General features: G+C 64.7%; 16 protein-coding genes and 3 tRNA genes. 11 read left to right on the forward strand and 8 right to left on the reverse strand.

Going from position 1 to position 19,329, the window contains the following annotated elements:
* Nucleotides 1-750: 750 nt before the first annotated feature.
* The 6 genes from BG57_RS01265 to BG57_RS01290 all read left to right on the forward strand — a co-directional run bounded on the left by BG57_RS01265 (nt 751) and on the right by BG57_RS01290 (nt 8,376).
* Complete coding sequence (locus tag BG57_RS01265) at nt 751-4,212, forward strand: Rne/Rng family ribonuclease (protein ID WP_035959610.1); 3,462 nt, start codon at nt 751-753, stop codon at nt 4,210-4,212.
* Nucleotides 4,213-4,408: 196 nt separating this feature from the next.
* Complete coding sequence (gene moaA / locus BG57_RS01270; RefSeq protein ID WP_035959611.1) at nt 4,409-5,515, forward strand: GTP 3',8-cyclase MoaA; 1,107 nt, start codon at nt 4,409-4,411, stop codon at nt 5,513-5,515.
* 81 nt (nt 5,516-5,596) lie between these two features.
* A complete protein-coding gene (gene mobA, locus BG57_RS01275) occupies nt 5,597-6,151 on the forward strand; it encodes a molybdenum cofactor guanylyltransferase MobA (protein ID WP_229753903.1) in 555 nt (184 codons plus the stop codon).
* An 89-nt stretch (nt 6,152-6,240) separates the two neighbouring features.
* Nucleotides 6,241-7,545, forward strand: coding sequence for a molybdopterin molybdotransferase MoeA (gene moeA, locus BG57_RS01280; RefSeq protein WP_035959613.1), 1,305 nt, complete (start codon nt 6,241-6,243; stop codon nt 7,543-7,545).
* Nucleotides 7,546-7,615: 70 nt separating this feature from the next.
* Entirely contained in the window at nt 7,616-7,891 is a 276-nt protein-coding gene (locus BG57_RS01285; protein WP_035959615.1) for a hypothetical protein, read from the forward strand.
* 56 nt (nt 7,892-7,947) lie between these two features.
* Nucleotides 7,948-8,376: a GNAT family N-acetyltransferase gene (locus BG57_RS01290; protein WP_052005571.1), complete on the forward strand. Its 429-nt coding sequence runs from the start codon at nt 7,948-7,950 to the stop codon at nt 8,374-8,376.
* Between the two features lie 7 nt (nt 8,377-8,383).
* Here BG57_RS01290 and BG57_RS01295 read toward each other — a convergent pair whose 3' ends face one another.
* From BG57_RS01295 to pncB, 5 genes are all read right to left on the reverse strand, one after another.
* Nucleotides 8,384-9,841, reverse strand: coding sequence for a DNA recombination protein RmuC (locus BG57_RS01295; RefSeq protein ID WP_035959617.1), 1,458 nt, complete (start codon nt 9,839-9,841; stop codon nt 8,384-8,386).
* On the reverse strand, nt 9,838-10,818 hold the full coding sequence (locus BG57_RS01300; RefSeq protein WP_035959618.1) for a 2-hydroxyacid dehydrogenase: 981 nt from the start codon (nt 10,816-10,818) through the stop codon (nt 9,838-9,840). Before BG57_RS01300 ends, BG57_RS01295 begins: the two co-directional genes overlap by 4 nt.
* A 9-nt stretch (nt 10,819-10,827) precedes the next feature.
* Nucleotides 10,828-12,237: a sodium:proton antiporter gene (locus BG57_RS01305; protein WP_035959854.1), complete on the reverse strand. Its 1,410-nt coding sequence runs from the start codon at nt 12,235-12,237 to the stop codon at nt 10,828-10,830.
* Between the two features lie 5 nt (nt 12,238-12,242).
* Nucleotides 12,243-12,914 (reverse strand): LutC/YkgG family protein, encoded by a 672-nt coding sequence (locus BG57_RS01310; RefSeq protein WP_035959619.1) that lies wholly within the window; start codon nt 12,912-12,914, stop codon nt 12,243-12,245.
* Between the two features lie 121 nt (nt 12,915-13,035).
* Nucleotides 13,036-14,226 carry a nicotinate phosphoribosyltransferase gene (gene pncB, locus BG57_RS01315; protein WP_035959620.1) on the reverse strand — a complete coding sequence of 397 codons (1,191 nt, stop codon included), beginning with the start codon at nt 14,224-14,226 and terminating at the stop codon, nt 13,036-13,038.
* A gap of 253 nt (nt 14,227-14,479) precedes the next feature.
* Here pncB and fdxA point away from each other — a divergent pair, with 253 nt between their 5' ends.
* The 4 genes from fdxA (at nt 14,480) to BG57_RS01335 (ending at nt 15,315) form a co-directional block, all read left to right on the forward strand.
* Nucleotides 14,480-14,803 (forward strand): ferredoxin FdxA, encoded by a 324-nt coding sequence (fdxA, locus tag BG57_RS01320; protein WP_035959621.1) that lies wholly within the window; start codon nt 14,480-14,482, stop codon nt 14,801-14,803.
* Between the two features lie 132 nt (nt 14,804-14,935).
* Nucleotides 14,936-15,011, forward strand: a tRNA-Asn gene (locus tag BG57_RS01325).
* A gap of 76 nt (nt 15,012-15,087) precedes the next feature.
* A tRNA-Asn gene (locus BG57_RS01330) sits at nt 15,088-15,163 on the forward strand.
* Between the two features lie 76 nt (nt 15,164-15,239).
* Nucleotides 15,240-15,315 (forward strand) — tRNA-Asn (locus BG57_RS01335).
* Between the two features lie 180 nt (nt 15,316-15,495).
* Here BG57_RS01335 and BG57_RS01340 read toward each other — a convergent pair.
* From BG57_RS01340 to BG57_RS01350, 3 genes are read right to left on the reverse strand one after another with little or no spacing between them, the layout of a single operon-like run.
* The gene (locus tag BG57_RS01340; protein ID WP_035959622.1) at nt 15,496-16,083 is read right to left on the reverse strand and encodes a LutC/YkgG family protein; all 588 of its coding nucleotides are present in this window, start codon (nt 16,081-16,083) and stop codon (nt 15,496-15,498) included.
* Nucleotides 16,080-17,471 carry a lactate utilization protein B gene (locus BG57_RS01345; protein WP_035959624.1) on the reverse strand — a complete coding sequence of 464 codons (1,392 nt, stop codon included), beginning with the start codon at nt 17,469-17,471 and terminating at the stop codon, nt 16,080-16,082. The genes BG57_RS01340 and BG57_RS01345 overlap by 4 nt, the downstream gene beginning before the upstream one ends.
* Nucleotides 17,468-18,211, reverse strand: a complete 744-nt coding sequence (locus BG57_RS01350; RefSeq protein WP_035959625.1) for a (Fe-S)-binding protein — start codon at nt 18,209-18,211, stop codon at nt 17,468-17,470. Before BG57_RS01350 ends, BG57_RS01345 begins: the two co-directional genes overlap by 4 nt.
* 123 nt (nt 18,212-18,334) lie before the next feature.
* On the opposite strand from BG57_RS01350, the gene BG57_RS01355 reads away from it, so the two are divergent.
* Complete coding sequence (locus BG57_RS01355) at nt 18,335-19,105, forward strand: FadR/GntR family transcriptional regulator (protein WP_035959626.1); 771 nt, start codon at nt 18,335-18,337, stop codon at nt 19,103-19,105.
* The last annotated feature ends 224 nt before the right edge of the window (nt 19,106-19,329 follow it).

A 19,329-nucleotide genomic window follows, 5' to 3' on the forward strand; every position in this document is an offset into this window, starting at 1 on the left:
CGAGTTGCACGCACGGCGATATCACCGGCAGGGACGGAGCCCACAGGCGCGTTCGGTCGTGTCGATCGCCGACGGTAACGGATTTCTGGTCAAAAAGAATTTCATCGGCGAGAAGCGATTGGCGTCCGGACGTACACCCGGATGCCCGCCCGATTCAGCCCTGCCATCGCGCATGGGGCGAAAACGGCACATCGCGGCTCGCCGGTTTGCGAACAACTGACGACGCAACCCGCTGCTGCGCTGATTCCGGCGAAGCGCGAGAGGCGAAATAAGCGTCGCATGAGGCGAGACACGGCACGCCGCCGGGAGCACCTGGCCTGCGGCGGCCGGCGCGGCATGGCCGCGATGGTGAAGATGGGCAACGAAGCATCGCGCCGGTTGCGCGGGACTGCCTCGGCCGCTCTTTGCATCGTGGCCGCCGTCGGGAGGAAGAAAGGCTCTGTATCAAGAGCGCAGCGGGTTCGGCGCGTCCATTTTGAGACGCGGAACCTCCGCGCCGCCGTCATCCTCGCGCGGGCTGCATCGCCCTCGGCGCCTCTGTTGTCGCATGTGCCCCATGGCTTCGCCGCCGCTTTCCGGCGCCGCAGCCAGCTTTCGGCAATTCTCCCGCCAGAAATTCCGCTCCAGCGTGCTTTGTGACAACACACAAAAAGCGTGGCATGCACGCCCTCCCGCTTCGCGCGCCCGATGTCGACTCACCGGCGGCGATTCGCAAGACGAGGGACGGCAGAGCTGCTCTGGAGCCGTTCAATGAAACGCATGCTGTTCAATGCGACGCAGCAGGAAGAACTCCGCGTCGCCATCGTCGATGGGCAGAAGCTCATCGATATCGACATCGAAACCGCCGGGCGCGAACAGCGCAAAGGCAACATCTACAAGGGAGTCGTCACCCGCATCGAGCCGTCGCTCGAAGCCTGCTTCGTCAACTACGGCGAGGATCGCCACGGCTTTCTGCCGTTCAAGGAAGTCGCCCGCCAGTATTTCCGCGATGGCGTCGACATGCGCTCCGCGCGCATCCAGGACGCGCTGCGCGAAGGCCAGGAACTCATCGTTCAGGTCGAAAAGGAAGAGCGCGGCAACAAGGGCGCGGCGCTGACCACGTTCATTTCGCTGGCCGGCCGTTACCTCGTCCTGATGCCCAACAACCCGCGCGGCGGCGGCGTATCGCGCCGGATCGAAGGCGACGAGCGGCAGGAACTGCGCGAAACCATGGCGCAGCTCGACTTGCCGGAAGGCATGAGCATCATCGCGCGCACGGCGGGTATCGGCCGTTCGGCGGAAGAGCTCCAGTGGGACCTGAACTACCTGATGCAACTGTGGCGCGCGATCGAAGCCGCGTCGCAGAGCGGCGTCGCCGGCCAGCCGATGCTGATTTATCTCGAATCGAGCCTCGTCATCCGCGCGATTCGCGATTACTTCCAGCCGGACATCGGCGAAATTCTCATCGACACGACCGAAATCCATGACCAGGCGCGCGCCTTCATGGACATCGTGATGCCCGACAACCTCTCGAAGGTCAAGCGCTATCACGACGACGTGCCGCTCTTCTCGCGCTTCCAGATCGAGCACCAGATCGAAACGGCGTACTCGCGCACGGTGCCGCTGCCGTCGGGCGGCGCGATCGTGATCGATCACACCGAGGCGCTCGTCGCCATCGACGTGAACTCGGCCCGCGCGACCAAGGGCGCGGACATCGAAGAAACCGCCACGCGCACCAATCTCGAAGCCGCCGACGAAGTCGCGCGCCAGTTGCGCCTGCGCGACCTCGGCGGTCTGATCGTGATCGACTTCATCGACATGGAGTCGGCGAAGAGCCAGCGCGAAGTCGAGCAGCGCCTGAAAGACGCGCTGAAACACGACCGCGCACGCGTTCAGATGGGCAAGATTTCGCGCTTCGGCCTGATGGAACTGTCGCGCCAGCGCCTGCGTCCGGCGCTGTCGGAAGGCAGCCACGTGACCTGCCCGCGCTGCAACGGAACGGGCCACATCCGCGATACCGAATCGTCCGCGCTGCAAGTGCTGCGGATCATTCAGGAAGAAGCGATGAAGGAAAACACCGCGGCAATTCACTGCCAGGTGCCGGTCGAAGTGACCGCCTTCCTGCTCAACGAGAAGCGCTCGGAGATCAACAAGATCGAGTCGCGCTTCAAGGTCAATGTCGTGCTGATCCCGAACAAGCATCTGGAGACGCCGCATTACAAGCTGGAACGTCTGCGTCACGACGATGCCCGCCTCGACGAGCCGCGCTCGTCGTGGAAGATGGCCGTCGCAGCGGCGAGCGAACTCGAGTCGGAAACCGGCTACAGCAAGCGCAGCGAGGAAGTGAAGCCGAAGCAGGAAGCGGCGGTCAAGGGCATCACGCCCGAAAAGCCGGCGCCGAGCGCGCCGGTGAAGCCCGCGCCTGTCGAAGCCGTGGCCCCCGCGCCTGCGCCGGCCCCGGTTGCGGCGAGCGGCGGTTTCATCGGCTGGATCAAGAATCTCTTCGGCATTCAGCCGGAAGTGAAGCCGGCTCCGGCGCCCGTCGAAGCTCAACCGGCGACGCGTCCGCAACGTGAACGCACGGAACGCGGTGAGCGTGGCGAGCGCACGGGCGGCGGCGACCGCAATCGCAATCGCCGTGGCGGCGCCGCACGCGAAGGCGCGGCGGCGGGCGCCGCTGGCGCCGCGACCGGCGGCAATGGCGCTGGCCGTCAAGGCGCGCGTCGTGAAGACCGCGAAGTGCGCAGCGGACGCGAAGGCCGCGAGCTGCGTGAAGTGCGTGAGCCGCGCGAAGCACGCGAAGCACGCGAGGCTCGTGAACCGCGCGAAGCACGCGAACCGCGCGAAGTGCGTGAACCGCGCGAGGCCCGCGAACCCCGTGAGGCGCGCGAGCCGCGTGAAACCCGCGAACGCGGACAGGATCGCAACGCCGAACGGGCAGCGCGTCCGGAAGCCGCCGAGCGTCCGGAACGCCGTGAGCGTGCGGAGCGTCCCGAGCGTGCGGAACGCGGTGAGCGCGTCGAACGTACGGAACGCACGGAGCGGACGGAACGAGCCGAGCGCACCGAAGGAGCCGAGCGCGCGCAACGCCCCGAGCGCGCCGAGCGTCCGGAGCGCGGCGAGCGCCGCAAGCCTCAGCCCGAAGCAGCCGTCGAGGCGCTGACGCCGTCGGAGCCGATTGATTCCGATATCGTCGATGCAGCGCAATTCAACGCCGATGCCGAGCAAGGCGTCGACGCGTTCGCCGATCAGGCCGCCGCACGCGATGGCGAAGAGCGCCGCCGCCGTCGACGTGGCCGTCGTGGCGGCCGCCGCGATCGTGACGAAGAAGGCACGACGGTGAATCACGCCGCCGATGTCGCGGAAGCCGAAGGCGCAGCCGACAGCATGTCCGCGCAAGCCGGCGTGTTCGACGCAGAAGCCGCGCAGGAAGCGTCCGCTCGTCGCGAACCGCGTCCTGCCGCCGCCGACAAGCCGGTTACGGAAAGCCGCGAAGTGAAGCCGGTGGAATCCGCGCCGGTCGTCGCGGAAGTGCCGCCCGCACAGGCCGAGGCTGCGGCTGAGGCAAACGTCGAAACGAAGCCTGAGACGAAGCCGGAACCGGCGCAAGCGCCGCAAGCCGTCGCGTCGACGGTGGACATCTTCGCGAAGCCCGCGCCCGCTGTGGCAGTCGAAAACCCGTTCGGTCCGACGCCGCACGTGTCGGAAACGAAGCCCGCCGACCCGTTCGCCTCTGCTACGGCAGAAGCGTCCGTGCCTGCTCAGGCGGCCGCCGAAGCCGAACCGGAAGCTGCGGAGCTGTCGCAACCGCTGAAGCCGGCGGCCATCGCCAGCACGCCGGAGGCGACCGCAGTCGAGCCGATCAAGGCCGAACCGGGAGCGGCAGCGACGGAGCGCGCGGAACCCGTGGCGATCGAAGCCGAGCCGGTGAAAACCGAAGCGGTCGAACCGACGCCGGCGGCCACGGCGGTATCGGCTGCAACGGCTGCAACGCCCGCGCCGACGGAAAAGCCGGCGGCGCCGGCAACGTCGACGGGAACGGACGCCCTGAAGCCGATGCTTGAAACCGCTGGCCTCGTGTGGGTCGGCACGGACGCGAACAAGCTGCGCGAAGCAAGCGCCGCAGCCGCGAGCGAGCCGCAGCCGGCGCGCGTGCCGCGCGAGCGCAAGCCGCTCCCGCCGCTCGACTCCGCGCCGATGCAGCAAGTGGAAACTGGCAAGGACGCGCACTGAGCGCAATCACGCGGCCGGCAACGCTGGCTGTGTGAGCAGTAACGAAAACGCCATCGATTTCGGTCGATGGCGTTTTTTATTGCGCAGCGATAGTGGAAAGCCCGAGCCGGCGCGTCGCGGGCGGCGCCGACCCGGCAGGCGCGCTTCCGCTAAAATGAAACAATTCCGCATCGTTCCCACCGAGCTCCAACGCCTTATGTCCCGACGCATCATCCCTCTCGCCGATGTCAGCGCGATTCCGGATTACTCCGGCGATGCATCGTCGCCTTCCGGGCTGCTGACGGACACGCTCGCGCGCCCCTTGCGCGACTTGCGCATATCGGTGACGGACCGGTGCAACTTCCGCTGCGTCTACTGCATGCCGCGCGAAGTATTCGACAAGGATTACCAGTTTCTCCCGCATTCGGCGCTGCTGTCGTTCGAGGAAATCGAGCGGCTCGCGCGGGTGTTCGTCGCGCATGGCGTCGAGAAAATCCGGCTCACGGGCGGCGAACCGCTGCTGCGCAAGAACCTTGAATTCCTGATCGAACCCCTGGCGCTTCTGCACACGCCCGAAGGCCGCCCGCTCGACATCACGCTGACCACCAACGGTTCGCTGCTCGCGCGCAAGGCCCAGTCGCTCAAGGATGCGGGCTTGTCGCGCGTCACCGTCAGTCTCGACGCGCTCGACGATGCGCTATTTCGCCGCATGAACGACGCCGATTTCGCCGTCGCCGACGTGCTCGACGGCATCGCGGCCGCGCAAGCGGTGGGACTCGCGCCTGTGAAGGTCAACATGGTCGTGAAGCGCGGCACGAACGATCAGGAAATCGTCCCGATGGCGCGGCACTTCAAGGGAAGCGGCGCGATTCTGCGGTACATCGAATACATGGATGTCGGCGCGTCGAACGGCTGGAACATGAGCGAAGTGCTGGCGTCGGCGCAGGTCGTCGAGCGGATCGCGGAGCATTTTCCGCTCGTGCCGCTCGAAGCACACACCGCCGCTGAAACGGCGCAGCGCTGGGGTTATCGCGATGGCGGCGGCGAAATCGGCGTCATTTCGAGCGTGACGCGTGCGTTTTGCGGCTCGTGCACGCGCGCGCGGCTGTCGACCGAAGGCAAGCTGTACCTCTGCCTCTTCGCGACGGCCGGCCACGATCTGCGCGGACTTATCCGCGGCGGCGCAAGCGACGAGACCGTCGCGACCGCTATCGCGCGCGTCTGGGAAGCGCGCGGCGACCGCTACTCGCAGTTGCGCGGCAGCGCTTCGGCGGCGGTGCGCGAAGACGGGCCGCGCGTCGAAATGTCGTATATCGGCGGCTGAACGGACGCGCCGCTCGTGAGTGCTGGCACTTCCCGCTCCGATATCACCGGTCTCGTGCTCGCGGGCGGACGAGGCTCGCGCATGGGCGGCGTCGACAAGGGCATGCAGTTGTATCGCGATGAGCCGCTCGCGCTGCACGCGCTGCGCAGGCTCGCGCCGCAAGCCGGCGCGATGCTCGTCAGCGCCAACCGCAACATCGAGGCGTACGAGCGGCTGGTTGCACCGTTCGATGCCCGCGTGATCACCGATACGCTCAGCGACTATCCCGGCCCGCTCGCGGGTATCGCGGCGGGCTTGCGTGCCGCGCAGACGGAGTTCGTGCTGACCGCTCCGTGCGATGCGCCTTTCGTCGATGAGCGGCTCGGCCTTTTGCTCGCACGCGCACTCGACGAAGCGCAAGTCGACATCGCCTATGCCGCGACGACGGAGCCTTCGGGCGAGCGCATCGCGCATCCGGTTTTCGCGCTCGTGCGCGCGTCCCTGGCCGACGAACTCGACGCCTGGCTCGCATCCGGCGAGCGCAAAGTGCGCGCGTGGTACGCACGCCACAAGGCGGTGCAAGTGCCATTTGACGAAGACCGTGCGTTTTACAATATCAATGATTTGCGCCAGCTAGCGGAGCTGGAGCGCCGCTAGTCGAAGACATCGGCGCCCGCTTGTCCCGCTTGCCCCGGCATCTTCGCAACCGGTCCCTCGCCCGCGTTCGTCGCGCCTCTCTCCGATTCATGATCACGTTGAAGCCACTTTCCGGTTGCGTCGCTCATTACGATCCGAACGCGTTGCCCGTCGAAGCAGCGCAGGAAATCGTGCGTCAATGGGCGTTGCCGCTTGCGCAAGACGGGCGCGTGGAGCGGGTCAGCCTGTTCGATGCGCTGGACCGCGTGCTTGCGGAAGACGTGATTTCGCCCATCGATGTTCCCGCTTTCGACAACTCCGCGATGGACGGTTACGCGTTCTCCGGCGCGGCGCTGGCGTCCGCGCGGGAGACCGTAGAACTGAACGTCGCGGGCGTCGCGTTCGCCGGGCAGCCCTTCACCGCGCAGCCAACTGACGGTCAATGCGTGCGCATCATGACGGGCGCGCTGATGCCGCCCGGTTGCGACACGGTCATCCAACAGGAACTCGTCACGCGCGAAGGCGATTCGATCCGCTTTGCCGCTGCCGCCGTGCGCTCGGGCCAGAACCGGCGGCTGTCGGGAGAAGATCTCGCACGCGGCAAACCGGCGTTGCGCGCGGGCCGCATCGTGCGCGCGTCGGATCTCGGCTTGCTCGCATCGCTTGGCATCGCGGAAGTGGCGGTGAAGAAGCGCGTCGTCGTCGCGTTTTTTTCGACGGGCGATGAATTGCGCTCGGTCGGCGAACCGCTGACACCAGGCAGCCTCTACGACAGCAACCGCTACACGCTCTTTGCGATGCTCCGCCGCCTCGGCGTCGAGACGGTCGACCTCGGCATCGTCCGCGACGATCGTGCGTCGCTCGAAAGCGCGCTGCGCCGTGCGACGGAAGCGGCGGATGTCGTCATCAGTTCGGGCGGCGTATCGGTCGGGGATGCGGACTTCACGCGCGAGCTGATGAATTCGCTCGGCGACGTCGCGTTCTGGAAGATCGCGATGCGCCCCGGACGGCCCCTCGCGTTCGGCCGCCTGTGGTCGGGCGAGCGCGCGGGTGCGGGCAAGCCGGCGCTGTTCTTCGGACTGCCGGGCAACCCGGTCGCGGTCATGGCGACGTTCTACTTCATCGTGCGCGAGGCGCTGCTCGCGATGTCGGGCGCGACGCAGCAAACGCTGACGACCATCCGCGCGCGCTCGGACGAGCCGCTCAAAAAGCGCTCAGGCCGCACCGAATTTCAGCGCGGCATCGCGACGCGTGACGACGCCGGCCTCTGGCGCGTCGTCACCACTGGCCCGCAAGGGTCGGGCGTGCTCAGTTCGATGAGCGAAGCAAACTGCTTCATCGTGCTCGAACACGACCGCGCCGACGTCGACGCCGGCGACGAAGTGAACATCGTTCCCTTCGACGGACTCATCTGACGGCGGACAAGACTGGCACACGCCGCCGCGGCACTCACTCCCAATCATCGACAGACGGGGCTTTCCTTTCATGAAAAAGCAGATTTCTTTCATCGCGCCGGGGCAGACCGCGAAGGCGCTGATCCTCGTGTACCTCACGTTCAGCGTGCCGATCGTGCTGCTCGGCGTGGTGGTCGCGTTCGTGCGATACGGCTCCGTCGAATTCAGCACGGTCACGAGCGCCCTGCTGCTGAACGCCATTCTCGGCTTCATCCTGCTGTGGATCGCGTGCCACGCGTACAACTGGGTGGCGTCGCGCTTCGGCGGCATCGAGATCGTGTTGTCCGACGCGCCGGAGGAAGCGTGAGCGCCGCGTCGATCCGCGCGGCCACGCCCGCCGATGTCGGCGCGGTCTTCGCGCTGATGTACGAACTGGCCGAATTCGAGAAGCTCACGCATCTGTTCGTCGCGACCGAAAGCAGCCTGCACGACGCGCTCTTCGGCGCCCGGCCCGCAGCGGAAGCGCTCGTTGCGGAACAGGCCGGCGAAGTCGTCGGCTATGCGCTTTTCTTCCACAATTTCTCTACCTTCCTCGCGAAGCGCGGCCTCTATCTGGAAGACCTGTACGTGCGCCCCGCGCTGCGCGGCAGCGGCCTCGGCACGAAGCTGCTGAAGAAGCTTGCCGCCCTCGCGGTCGAACGGCAGTGCGGACGATTCGAGTGGTCGGTGCTCGACTGGAATCAGAACGCGATCGACTTCTACGAGAAGATGGGCGCGACCGTGCTGCCCGACTGGCGCGTCGTGCGCGTGACGGGCGATTCACTGAATCGCCTCGCCAACGCAGCGGACTGAACGCCGCTCACACTTCGTCGTCGCTTTCGGGCGACGACGCATCCCCAAGCAGCCCCGCCGCCTGTTCGTGCGGCAACGCTTCGACGTCGCGCAGGCGCTTGCCCATCTGACGCGTGCGCGTCTGCGCCGCCTCGATCGACCGCGTGACGGTTTCCAGCTGGGCCTTCGTTTTCGCCAGCACGTCGCCGAACTTGCCGAATTCCGTCTTGACCGCGCCGAGCACTTGCCACACCTCGCTCGAACGCTTCTCGATGGCAAGCGTCCTGAAGCCCATTTGCAGACTGTTGAGCAACGCGGTCAGCGTCGTCGGACCGGCGATCGTCACGCGATGCTCGCGCTGTAGAAAGTCGCTCAGCCCCGGGCGACGCAGCACTTCCGCGTACAGACCCTCGGTCGGCAGGAAGAGCAAGGCGAAGTCGGTCGTATGCGGCGGCGCGACGTACTTCTGCGCGATGACTTTCGCCTCGGCGCGCAAGCGCCCTTCCAGCGCACGCGACGCCTCTTCCACCGCAACCGGGTCCGCGCGCTCCTGTGCATCGATCAGGCGCTCGTAGTCCTCCCGCGGAAATTTCGCGTCGATCGGCAGCCACACGGGCGTGGCGACATCGCCCGATGAACCCGCTACACCGGGCGCGTCGTGCCGGCCCGGCAGCTTGATCGCGAACTCGACGCGCTCGGTGCTGTTCGGAATCGTCGCGACGTTCTTCGCGTACTGGTCGGGCGTCAGCAACTGCTCAAGCAACGATTCGAGTTGCACTTCACCCCAGATGCCGCGCGTCTTGACGTTGGTGAGCACCTTCTTGAGGTCGCCGACGCCCGCTGCCAGCGATTGCATCTCGCCAAGTCCGCGATGCACCTGCTCCAGCCGCTCCGATACCAGCCTGAACGATTCGCCGAGCCGCTGCTCAAGCGTCGCGTGCAGCTTTTCGTCGACGGTGCGGCGCATTTCGTCGAGCTTCGCGGCGTTGTTCGCTTCGATGTCCTTGAGACGCGATTCGAGCGTCGCGCGAACTTCGGCGAGCCGGCGATCGTTCGTCTCGGACATTTGCGCGAGATGCAGCGTCATCGAATCGGCGAAGCGTTTGAGCGCGTTACCCTGATCCTCGCGCGCCTGCTGGCTCTGCTGGGCAAGTTGCTGCGCGAGCGCGTCGAACTGCGCGTTCTGCACGCTCGACGTGCTCGCCAGTTGCGTCGCCAGCGTCTGATGGAACTGCGCGAAGCCGCCCTGCGATTCCATCCGCGATACGCGCGCGCTCTCCGCGATGTCGCCGCGCAAGCCGCGTTCGAGCCGCTCCTGCGCGCGCGTGTGCGCTTCGCCCATGTCGTTGACGCGATCGGTGAGCGCGGCGAACTCCTCTTCGATATCGACGTTCGATCCGCGCCGCATCATCGATAGCAGCGCGAACAGCACGATGACCAGCGCCACCGCCAGGACGGCGACCGCGCCATACAGCACTTCGATCATTTCGCGAGCACACCAGGGTTGATCGGATTCGGCGGATTGCCGGCGCGCGGCCCTTCGCCCAATGCGGCGATCAGGTTGTCGGCGGCGAGATTGGCCATCGCGCGGCGCGTCGATTCGGTCGCGCTCGCGATATGCGGCGTCAGCACGACGTTTTCCAGCGCGAGGAATCCGGGATGCAGATTCGGCTCGCCTTCGAACACGTCGATGCCCGCCGCCGCGATGCGCTTTTCACGCAGGGCTTCGATCAGCGCGGCATCATCGACGATGCCGCCACGCGCGATGTTCGTCAGCGTCGCCGACGGCTTCATCAGCGCGAGTTCGGCCGCGCCTATCGTGTGATGGCTTTCCTTCGAATACGGCACGACGAGCACGACATTATCCGCGCGCTTCAGCAGGTCTTCCTTCGACGCATACTCGGCGTTCAGTTCGGCCTCGATCTCCGGCGCGACGCGCGAGCGGTTGTGATAGATCACGCGCATGTTGAAGCCGCTTGCGCGCCGCGCGAGCGCCTGCCCGATGCGGCCCATGCCGATCACGCCGAGCGTCGAGCCGTAGACGTCCGCGCCGAGGAAGGAATCGAACGACCACTTCTGCCACTTGCCCGCGCGCAGAAAGTGCTCGGACTCGGTGATGCGGCGAGCCGCCGCCATCATCAGCGCCCAGCCGAAGTCGGCCGTGGTTTCGTTCAGCACGTTCGGCGTGTTGGTGCCGAGCACCTTGTGCGCGTCGAACGCCTGCATGTCGAAATTGTTGTAGCCGACCGCCATGTTGGCGACCACTTTCAGGTCCGGCGCGCCCGCCAGTTCCTTCTCGCCAACCATCTCGCCGGCCGTGAACGCGCCGTCCTTGTCGGCAAGACGCCGCGCGAACTCGTCTTGCGCAAGCACGTCGCCCGGGTTCAGATCGACTTCGAAATACTGCTTCAGGCGCTCGATCACATCGGGAAAGGTGGGACGTGCGACAAGTACCTTCTTCATCGATTGCTCCTAGAAAAATAGCCAGCCGGAAACAGCAAAGAGCGGCAACAGGACAACGCACGACCAGCCCATATAGCCGAAGAAACCCGGCATGCGGATGCCGCGCGATTCCGCGATCGCCTTCACCATGAAATTCGGCGCATTGCCGATATACGTGTTCGCGCCCATGAAGACCGCACCCGCCGATATTGCGGCGAGCGTCGTGGCGCCGGAGGTCATCAGCGTCTGCGCGTCGCCGCCGGCGAGATTGAAAAACACGAGATACGTCGGCGCGTTGTCGAGAAACGAGGACAAGAGGCCGGTCGCCCAGAAGTACGCGAGGTCGATGGGCTTGCCGTTCGCATCCGATACCGCGTGCGCGATGCTCGCGAGCGCACCCGCCTCGCCCGCGCGCAGGATGGTGATGACCGGGGCGATCGTCACGAAAATGGCGGCGAACAGCTTGGCGACTTCCTGGATCGGCGCCCAGTCGAACGCGTTGCCTGCGCGCGCACTTCGAGGCGTCAGCATGAGCGATGCAACCAGCACGGCGGCCAGCGCCGCATCACGCACGATGTTCTGCAGCGCGACGTGCGCGCCGAACACGCTGAAAGCGACGCCCGGCTTCCACACGCCGCTCATCAGCACGAGCGCGACGACCGCCGCGAGCAGCACGAAGTTGACCTTGCCGTCGATGCTGAAGCCGCGCGTATCGGGCGTCGGATCGAGAAAGCCGGATCGCGTGTCCTCCTTCGTGCGCCAGTAATAGCTATCCAGCGCATAGAAGAGCGCGAGCAAAATGCCGCAGATGAAGAGCATCGGCAGAACGAGATGCAGCGTCGTCCAGAAGAAGCCGACACCGTTGAGAAATCCGAGAAAGAGCGGCGGATCGCCGAGCGGCGACAGTGAGCCTCCCGCGTTCGCCACCAGAAAGATGAAGAACACGACGACGTGCACCACGTGCTTGCGATTGTCGTTCGCGCGCAGAAGCGGACGGATGAGCAGCATGGCCGCACCCGTCGTTCCCATGACGCTCGCGAGCGCGGTGCCGAGCGCGAGCAGCGCCGTGTTGACGCGCGCCGAGCCGTGCAGATTGCCGCGCACGCAGATGCCGCCCGCCACCGTATAAAGCGACGCGAGCAGGATGATGAACGGCGCGTACTCCTCGAGCATCGCGTGGACGAGCAAGCCGAACGCCGCGCCGGCGCCGAATGCGAACGCGAACGGCACGAGCAGCAGAAGCGCCCACGCGGCCGCGATCTTGCCGAAATGGTGATGCCAGAACCGGTGCGCGACGAGCGGAAATACCGCGATCGAAAGCAGAATGCCGGTGAACGGAATGCCCCACGCCGCCGACAGCGACGCGCCATCGAGCGTGGCCGCCGATGCGCCGGACATCGCGAGCAACGGCGACAGCAAGCCGAAAACGAAACGCCGCATGCCGCTCACGCTCCCCGCACGACGATCACATGCACGCGATACGGCCCATGCGCGCCAAGCACGATGGTCTGCTCGATATCGCCCGTGCGCGACGGTCCCGACACGAAGTTGACGGCGCGCGGCAGTTCGCCCCGCTCCGCGCGGATCAGCGCGAACGCATCTTCGTGCGATGCGACGATCCGCGATGCCGGGACGATGGCGATATGCGTCTGCGGCAGCAACGCGCCGGAGGCGGGCGTGTCGGCTCCCGAAAGCAACACGAGCGAGCCGGTCTCGGCGGTCGCGCAGAAGCATCCGGTGATGCCGACGAGGTCCGCGTCCGCCGGCTTGCGCAGCGACGCCGCGATGCCCGCTTGCGACCAGGGCAAACCGCCAAGCGCGGGCCACGCGACGGCATCGCAGGAAAGATCGAGCGCGTGGAGATAGCGCGCCGCTTCGGCCGGTGCTTCGTCGAGCGTGCCGACTTCGGCGACGGTCGTCGCGAGCCGTTCGGCCTCCAGAGTAAAACGCGCGATCAGTTCGTCTCGGGTAGCGGGAAGCGGCGGACGCGGACCGGCGGGATGCCGCTGCACGTAGTCGTCGGCGGCGGCGCGTTCGGCGTCCGTCGGCGCGCCTTTTCTGCCCTGCGCGCTGCGAATGCGCGCGAGAATGTTGCTGCGCGCGGCCGATGTATCCATGGTGCCGTCCTCATGTTGCGTGCGGGAAACGTTCGCGGCGATGAATCCACGATGAGGAGCCGATTATATCGACCGGTCCGCGCGCGCGGACCTCGGCCGAACGGCATAGGCCGCGTGCGAGTCAGCCTTCCCCGACGGGCTGCTCGATGCCGAACACCTGACGCAGATAGGCAAGATACGCCTTGTCGTCGCACATGTTCTTGCCCGGCGAATCGGAGAGCTTGGCGACCGGCTGCCCGTTGCAGCGAACCATCTTGATGACGATCTGCAGCGGCTGATAACCCAGATCGTTCGTGAGATTCGTGCCGACGCCGAACGCAAGCTGGCAGCGCCCGCGAAAGCGTTCGTAGAGTTGCAGCACCTTGGGGATATCGAGCGCGTCCGAGAACACGAGCACCTTCGTGCGCGGATCGCAGCGATTTTCCTCGTAGTGCTTGATGAGGCGCTCGCCCCAGTCGAACGGATCGCCCGAATCGTGGCGCGCGCCGTCGAAGAGCTTGCAGAAGTACATGTCGAAGTCGCGCAGAAACGCCTTCATGCCGTACACGTCGGACAGCGCGATACCCAGATCCCCGCGATACTCCTTCGCCCACATCTCGAAGCCGAAGATCTGCGAATCTCGCAGGCGCGGGCCGAGCGCCTGACACGCCTGCAGATATTCGTGGGCCATTGTGCCGAGCGGGCGCAGGCCGTGTTTCATCGCGTAGAAGACGTTGCTCGTGCCGGCAAACTGTTCGCCGAGCCGTTCCTTCAGCGTCAGCACGACTTCCTCGTGCCACTGCTTCGAGAAGCGGCGGCGGGTGCCGTAATCGGCGATCTTGCAATCGGAGTATTCGGGCGGCGTGGCGAGCAGCTTGATCTTGTCGCGCAGGCGCTCGCGCCCGGTTTCGTACTCCGGCTTGCGCTGCGTGTTGCGGAAGTACACTTCGTTGACGATCGCGAGCACCGGAATCTCGAAGAGAATCGTATGCAGCCACGGCCCTTCGATCATGATGTCGATCTCGCCATTGTTCTTCGGCGACGGCGAGATACGGATGGACTTCTCGTTGAGATGAAAGAGCGCGAGGAAGTCGATGAAATCGCTCTTCATGAAGCGCATGCGCCGAAGATAGTCGAGCTCTTCTTCCTTGAAGCGCAAGCTGCAGAGCTGGCGCACTTCGTCGCGAATCTCGTCGATATACGGCACGAGGTCGGCCTCGGGCGTACGGCAGCGAAAGCGATACTCGACATGCGCGGCCGGGAAGTGATGCAGCACGACCTGCATCATCGTGAACTTGTAGAGATCGGTATCGAGCAGCGAATTGATAATCATGGTTCTGACTAGGACACATCGAAGCGAGCAGACCGCGCGACGACGCGCCGCGGGCCTTTGGCCCATGTTACCCGAATGCGCGCCCTTTTTATGAACCGGGCATACATACATTGCGAATCGATATAAGCCATACCCCGTGGCCCTCGCGCCGCTTTTTACCGTTACGCTACAATATGCGTTTCGGCGAACGACCCGGCGCGCCTATGCAGCCCGCCCGGCGGCGCCCCCACGAATTTCGCATGCAGGAGCCTGAATGACTCACGTTGTGACCGAAAGCTGCATCAAGTGCCGCTACACCGATTGTGTGGATGTGTGCCCGGTGGATTGCTTCCGTGAAGGTCCCAACTTTCTCGCGATCGATCCGGACGAGTGCATCGACTGCGCCGTGTGCGTGGCCGAATGCCCGGTGAATGCCATCTACGCCGAGGAAGACGTGCCGGGCGACCAGCAGCACTTCACCGAACTGAACGCCGAACTTGCGCGCAACTGGCCGAGCATTACCAAGACGAAGGCGCCGCTGCCCGAAGCCGAAGAGTTCAAGGACGTGAAAGACAAGCTGAATCTGCTCGAGCGTTGAAGGCTTGTGCGTCGGCCCGGGGAATGGTCTTGGGAGAAATTCGACGCAATGAAACAAGTCGTATCGAGTGAAGATTGGCCGTTGACAGGGTAGAAGACGCTCCCTATAATTCCGCTTCTCTGCTGTAGATGTTCCCCGATAGCTCAGTTGGTAGAGCGCCGGACTGTTAATCCGTAGGTCCCTGGTTCGAGCCCAGGTCGGGGAGCCAAAAAACTCCAGCACGCAGTTTCCAAAAAGCCCAGTCGGATTGCTGGGCTTTTTAATCAGTTTCATGTGGTAGATGTTCCCCGATAGCTCAGTTGGTAGAGCGCCGGACTGTTAATCCGTAGGTCCCTGGTTCGAGCCCAGGTCGGGGAGCCAAAAAACACCAGCACGCAGTTTCCAAAAAGCCCAGTCGGATTGCTGGGCTTTTTAATCAGTTTCATGTGGTAGATGTTCCCCGATAGCTCAGTTGGTAGAGCGCCGGACTGTTAATCCGTAGGTCCCTGGTTCGAGCCCAGGTCGGGGAGCCAAAAAACATTATCAAAAAGCCCAGTCATTCGACTGGGCTTTTTGTTTTTGCGCGATGCTTTGCGCAATGCGACAGGGCGACGTTTCCATTCGCGCTGCGCGATCCAGCGTTTCTGTTTCGATTCATAGCCTTCTGTCAGCCAACACGCCCGCCCGTCTTTGTCGGCGCGCAGGCCCCGCCCTCACCCCTGCGCCATCCATACAACCGTCAGCGATCTCACGCCCTGCGCGCCGCGAATCAGCACGCCTTCAATATCCGCCGTCGCGGATGGTCCAGTGACCAGCACCGCATAACGCGCCGACTGAAAATCGGGCCGTCGATAAACCTGCTGCAAACCGTCGACGAGTTGCGCGGGATCGAGCAGCACGACCAGATGCTGCGCGAGATAGCCGATCGAATTGACGACGTATTCCTTCTCGCTGAACCACACCGAACCCGTTTCCGCAACGCCGAAGCGTCCGCGCACGACGCCCACATCGACATCCTGCAGCGATGCGGGCGCCGTATCCGGCGACAGCTTGCGCGTGGCCGCGATGCCCTCCACCGCCGACGCCACCACCGCGCCTTCGCCGAAGCGCGCGGCGATCATCGCGTCGACATCGGCGAGGGTGTGGGCATGAGCGCAGGTTCCGCCCATCGTGGTTAGCGCGGTGATGAAGCGCGTCATCAGATCGCCTTCGGGCGACGGAAAAACCGGCAGATCGGGGCGCGGGCGCGACGCGGGTTGCGCCGCGCGAATCTTCGAGAGAAATGCTTCGCGAGTCGTCATTTGGCTTGCTTCCGGTTCTTCTTGTACCACTCGTGAAAAGTCTGGACGGGCGCTTCGGGCAGGTCGCGCTGGCGTCCCCAGATGTTGAGCGGGTTGTACAGCACGAAGTTGGGCAGCCGCTTCAACGCGCCGCCAAGCGAGGCGACCGTCGCGCGATAAAGCGTCGGACTCGCGAGCAGTCGCCCCGCCATCCTGAGCACTTCCTTCTTTACGAACGGCACTTCGTGACGCTCCGCGATCACCTCGCGCCACTTGTAAATCTGCTCGTGGATATTGACCTTCGTCGGACACACGTTGGTGCAACTGCCGTTCATCGTCGAGGCGAACGGCAGGCTGCTGTAGCGTTTGAGGTCGTGCGTCGGGTTGATGATCGCGCCGATCGGCCCGGAATACGTGCCGCCATACGACAGTCCCCCGCTTCGCCGATACACCGGACACGTGTTCATGCACGCGCCGCAGCGGATGCACTTCAGCGAATACCAGAAGTCGTCGAGCGCAAGCCGCTCCGAGCGTCCATTGTCGACGAGGATGTAGTGCATCTCCGTGCCCGGCCGCGGCGCGCGAAAGTGCGACGTGTACTGCGTGATCGGCGAGCCGAGCGCGCTTCTCGACAGCATGCGCACGAAGACGCCGAGATCGGCGATCGTCGGAATGATCTTTTCGATGCCGATCGACGCGATATGCAGCGGCGGCACGTTCGCGGACAGATCGGCGTTGCCCTCGTTCGTGCAGACCACGACCGTCCCCCTTTCGGCCACCGCGAAGTTGCAGCCTGTCATGCCCGCCGTCTTCTCGCGCACGAAGTACGGCCGCGTGTGCATGCGCTGGCTTTCGGCGAGATAGTGAATGTCGCTGTTGGCGGGATCGGTGCCGATGGTGCGGCCAAAGAGTTCGGCCACGTCCGCGCGCAGCTTGTGAACCGCCGGCACGACCATATGGCTCGGGTCCTGATGATCGAGTTGCTGGATGCGCTCGCCGAGATCGGTTTCCATCACCGTGATGCCGCGCGGCTCGAGATAGTCGCGCATGTAGCACTCGTCGGTGAGCATCGACTTGCTTTTCACGAGCGTCGTCATGCCGCGTTCGCTCATCAGCTGGTGAACGAGCGCGTTGTGCTCTTCCGCGTTCGCCGCGAAGTGCACGACGACGCCGTTCTTCTCCGCCTGATCGACGAACTGCGCGATGTAGTCCGCGAGATTCGACAGCGTGTGTTCCTTGATGCCCGAAGCCAGCTCGCGCATCGCTTCCCATTCGGGGATGCCGTGCGCCTGCGCGTCGCGCTTGCTGCGCAAATCCCACAGGCGCTTGTCGTGGAACGCGACGTGATCGGTCTTTTGCAGGAACGCACCGGCCGCCTTGGCGTGATCGATTCGTACGGTCTTGCTCATGCCCGCGCTCCGTTCAGGACCTGCGCGATGTGGATGAACCGCGCGTCGAGCTTCATGCGTTCCGCGCAGCCCTGCTGATGCATGAGACACGACATGTCGCCCGAGACGATGTACTCCGCCCCCGCACCGATGTGGTCGCGCACCTTGTCTTGGCCCATGCGCACGGACACCGCTTCCTCCGTCACCGAAAACGTGCCGCCGAAGCCGCAGCATTCATCGGGGCGCGCGGGCGAGACGAACTCGATGCCCTTCACGCCCTCGAGCAACGCGCGCGGCTTCGAATACCTCGCCCCGGCGACTTCCGAATTCGATGTCTCACGAAGATGCCGCACCGCGCTGCAACTGTTATGCAGCCCGACGCGATGTGGAAACTCGGCCCACGGAAACTCGCGGACCTTCAGTACGTCGTGCAGGAATTCGACCAGTTCGAAGGTGTTGCGGCGCACCTTCTGCACGTCGCTCGTCTGCTCGATCGCCGTGAAGTGCTCGCGCACATGATGCGTGCAACTCGCCGATGGCCCGACCACGTAGTCGTAGTCCGTGAAGTTGCGCGCGAACACACGCTCGGCGCCGGCGGCTTCCTTGTGCGCGCCGCTGTTGGCCATCGGCTGGCCGCAGCAGGTCTGGTTTTGCGGATAGTCGACATCGACGCCCAGGCGCTCCAGCAATTCGAGCGTGGCGATGCCGACCTGCGGATAAAACGCATCGATGAAACAGGGGACGAACAGGGCAACTTTCATGGCGTATCGTGGGAGGAAATCGCGTGTCTGGTCAGCTTGGTCTGACCAAGACTTTAAGGATCCGGCGCTTTCGTGTCAAACTAGGTTAATCCAGCGTCTTTGCCTGTGCATTTCATTCCACCGATGACCTTCCAGCCCGTACACCCGCATTCCTACGCCCGCGTGCGCCTGTCCGATGTCGTGTCCGGCCAGATTCGGGAACTGATTTCGAACGGCTCGCTGCTGCCCGGTCAGCGCCTGCCCGCCGAGCGCGATCTGGCCGAGCAGTTGAACGTGTCGCGCCCGTCGCTACGCGAAGCGCTGATCCGCCTCGAATCCGATGGCTTCATTCGCGCGGTCGCGCGCGGCGGCTTCGTCGTGTCGGACGTGACCGCGCCGCTGGTTTCGCTGCCGCTCGCAGCGCTGCTGCAACAGCAGCCGGACGCCAGCGGCGACGTGCTCGAACTGCGTCACGGCCTCGAAACGCTCGCCACGGCTTACGCCGCAGAGCGCGCGACCGAAGCCGATCTCGTGCGTATCCGCGCCGCGTTCGATGCGCTCGAAGCCGCCGTCGCCCAGAAAAGCGCGCGCATCGCGGAGAAGGACGCGGCGTTTCACCTCGCCATCGCCGATGCGACCCACAACATCGCGCTCGCCCACGTGATGCACGGGCTCAACGAACTCGTGCGCGAATCGATGCTGACTTCGCACCGTCTGGTCGATTACGACGACGAAGTCGAAGCCGACCTGCTCGTTCAGCATCGCGCGATGCTCGACGCCATCATCGCCCGCGATCCGGCGCGCGCCCGGGAGTGCGCGGGCGCGCATCTGGACTACGTGCGCGCGCTCTATCGCGACGGCGCAAAGAGAAAGGCGCGCAGCCGCGTTTCTCACGATGACATGACGAATCCGTAACGCGCTTGTAAGATTCGATAGGACTTCGCCTACACGCATTTCGGACGCACACGGCTAACGCGCGATGAACGAACTCGCGATACTGAAACCGTCGTCAACAACATGCGCAAGGAGGACAAGATGCCTTATCTACTCGGATGGCTGCTCGGCGTGCCGGTTATCGTGCTCGTGATTCTGTATCTGATCTTCCATTGAACCGGCAGCAACAGACTGCAGCAAAAGCA

Source organism: Caballeronia grimmiae (assembly GCF_000698555.1).
Taxonomy (GTDB): Bacteria; Pseudomonadota; Gammaproteobacteria; order Burkholderiales; family Burkholderiaceae; genus Caballeronia; species Caballeronia grimmiae.

Bases quoted from the DNA above. Each gene is read 5' to 3' on its own strand.
- BG57_RS01265 (WP_035959610.1), top strand. From the start codon at position 751: ATGAAACGCATGCTGTTCAATGCGACGCAGCAGGAAGAACTCCGCGTC.
- moaA (WP_035959611.1), top strand. From the start codon at position 4,409: ATGTCCCGACGCATCATCCCTCTCGCCGATGTCAGCGCGATTCCGGAT.
- mobA (WP_229753903.1), top strand. From the start codon at position 5,597: ATGGGCGGCGTCGACAAGGGCATGCAGTTGTATCGCGATGAGCCGCTC.
- moeA (WP_035959613.1), top strand. From the start codon at position 6,241: ATGATCACGTTGAAGCCACTTTCCGGTTGCGTCGCTCATTACGATCCG.
- BG57_RS01285 (WP_035959615.1), top strand. From the start codon at position 7,616: ATGAAAAAGCAGATTTCTTTCATCGCGCCGGGGCAGACCGCGAAGGCG.
- BG57_RS01290 (WP_052005571.1), top strand. From the start codon at position 7,948: ATGTACGAACTGGCCGAATTCGAGAAGCTCACGCATCTGTTCGTCGCG.
- BG57_RS01295 (WP_035959617.1), bottom strand. From the start codon at position 9,841: ATGATCGAAGTGCTGTATGGCGCGGTCGCCGTCCTGGCGGTGGCGCTG.
- BG57_RS01300 (WP_035959618.1), bottom strand. From the start codon at position 10,818: ATGAAGAAGGTACTTGTCGCACGTCCCACCTTTCCCGATGTGATCGAG.
- BG57_RS01305 (WP_035959854.1), bottom strand. From the start codon at position 12,237: ATGCGGCGTTTCGTTTTCGGCTTGCTGTCGCCGTTGCTCGCGATGTCC.
- BG57_RS01310 (WP_035959619.1), bottom strand. From the start codon at position 12,914: ATGGATACATCGGCCGCGCGCAGCAACATTCTCGCGCGCATTCGCAGC.
- pncB (WP_035959620.1), bottom strand. From the start codon at position 14,226: ATGATTATCAATTCGCTGCTCGATACCGATCTCTACAAGTTCACGATG.
- fdxA (WP_035959621.1), top strand. From the start codon at position 14,480: ATGACTCACGTTGTGACCGAAAGCTGCATCAAGTGCCGCTACACCGAT.
- BG57_RS01340 (WP_035959622.1), bottom strand. From the start codon at position 16,083: ATGACGACTCGCGAAGCATTTCTCTCGAAGATTCGCGCGGCGCAACCC.
- BG57_RS01345 (WP_035959624.1), bottom strand. From the start codon at position 17,471: ATGAGCAAGACCGTACGAATCGATCACGCCAAGGCGGCCGGTGCGTTC.
- BG57_RS01350 (WP_035959625.1), bottom strand. From the start codon at position 18,211: ATGAAAGTTGCCCTGTTCGTCCCCTGTTTCATCGATGCGTTTTATCCG.
- BG57_RS01355 (WP_035959626.1), top strand. From the start codon at position 18,335: ATGACCTTCCAGCCCGTACACCCGCATTCCTACGCCCGCGTGCGCCTG.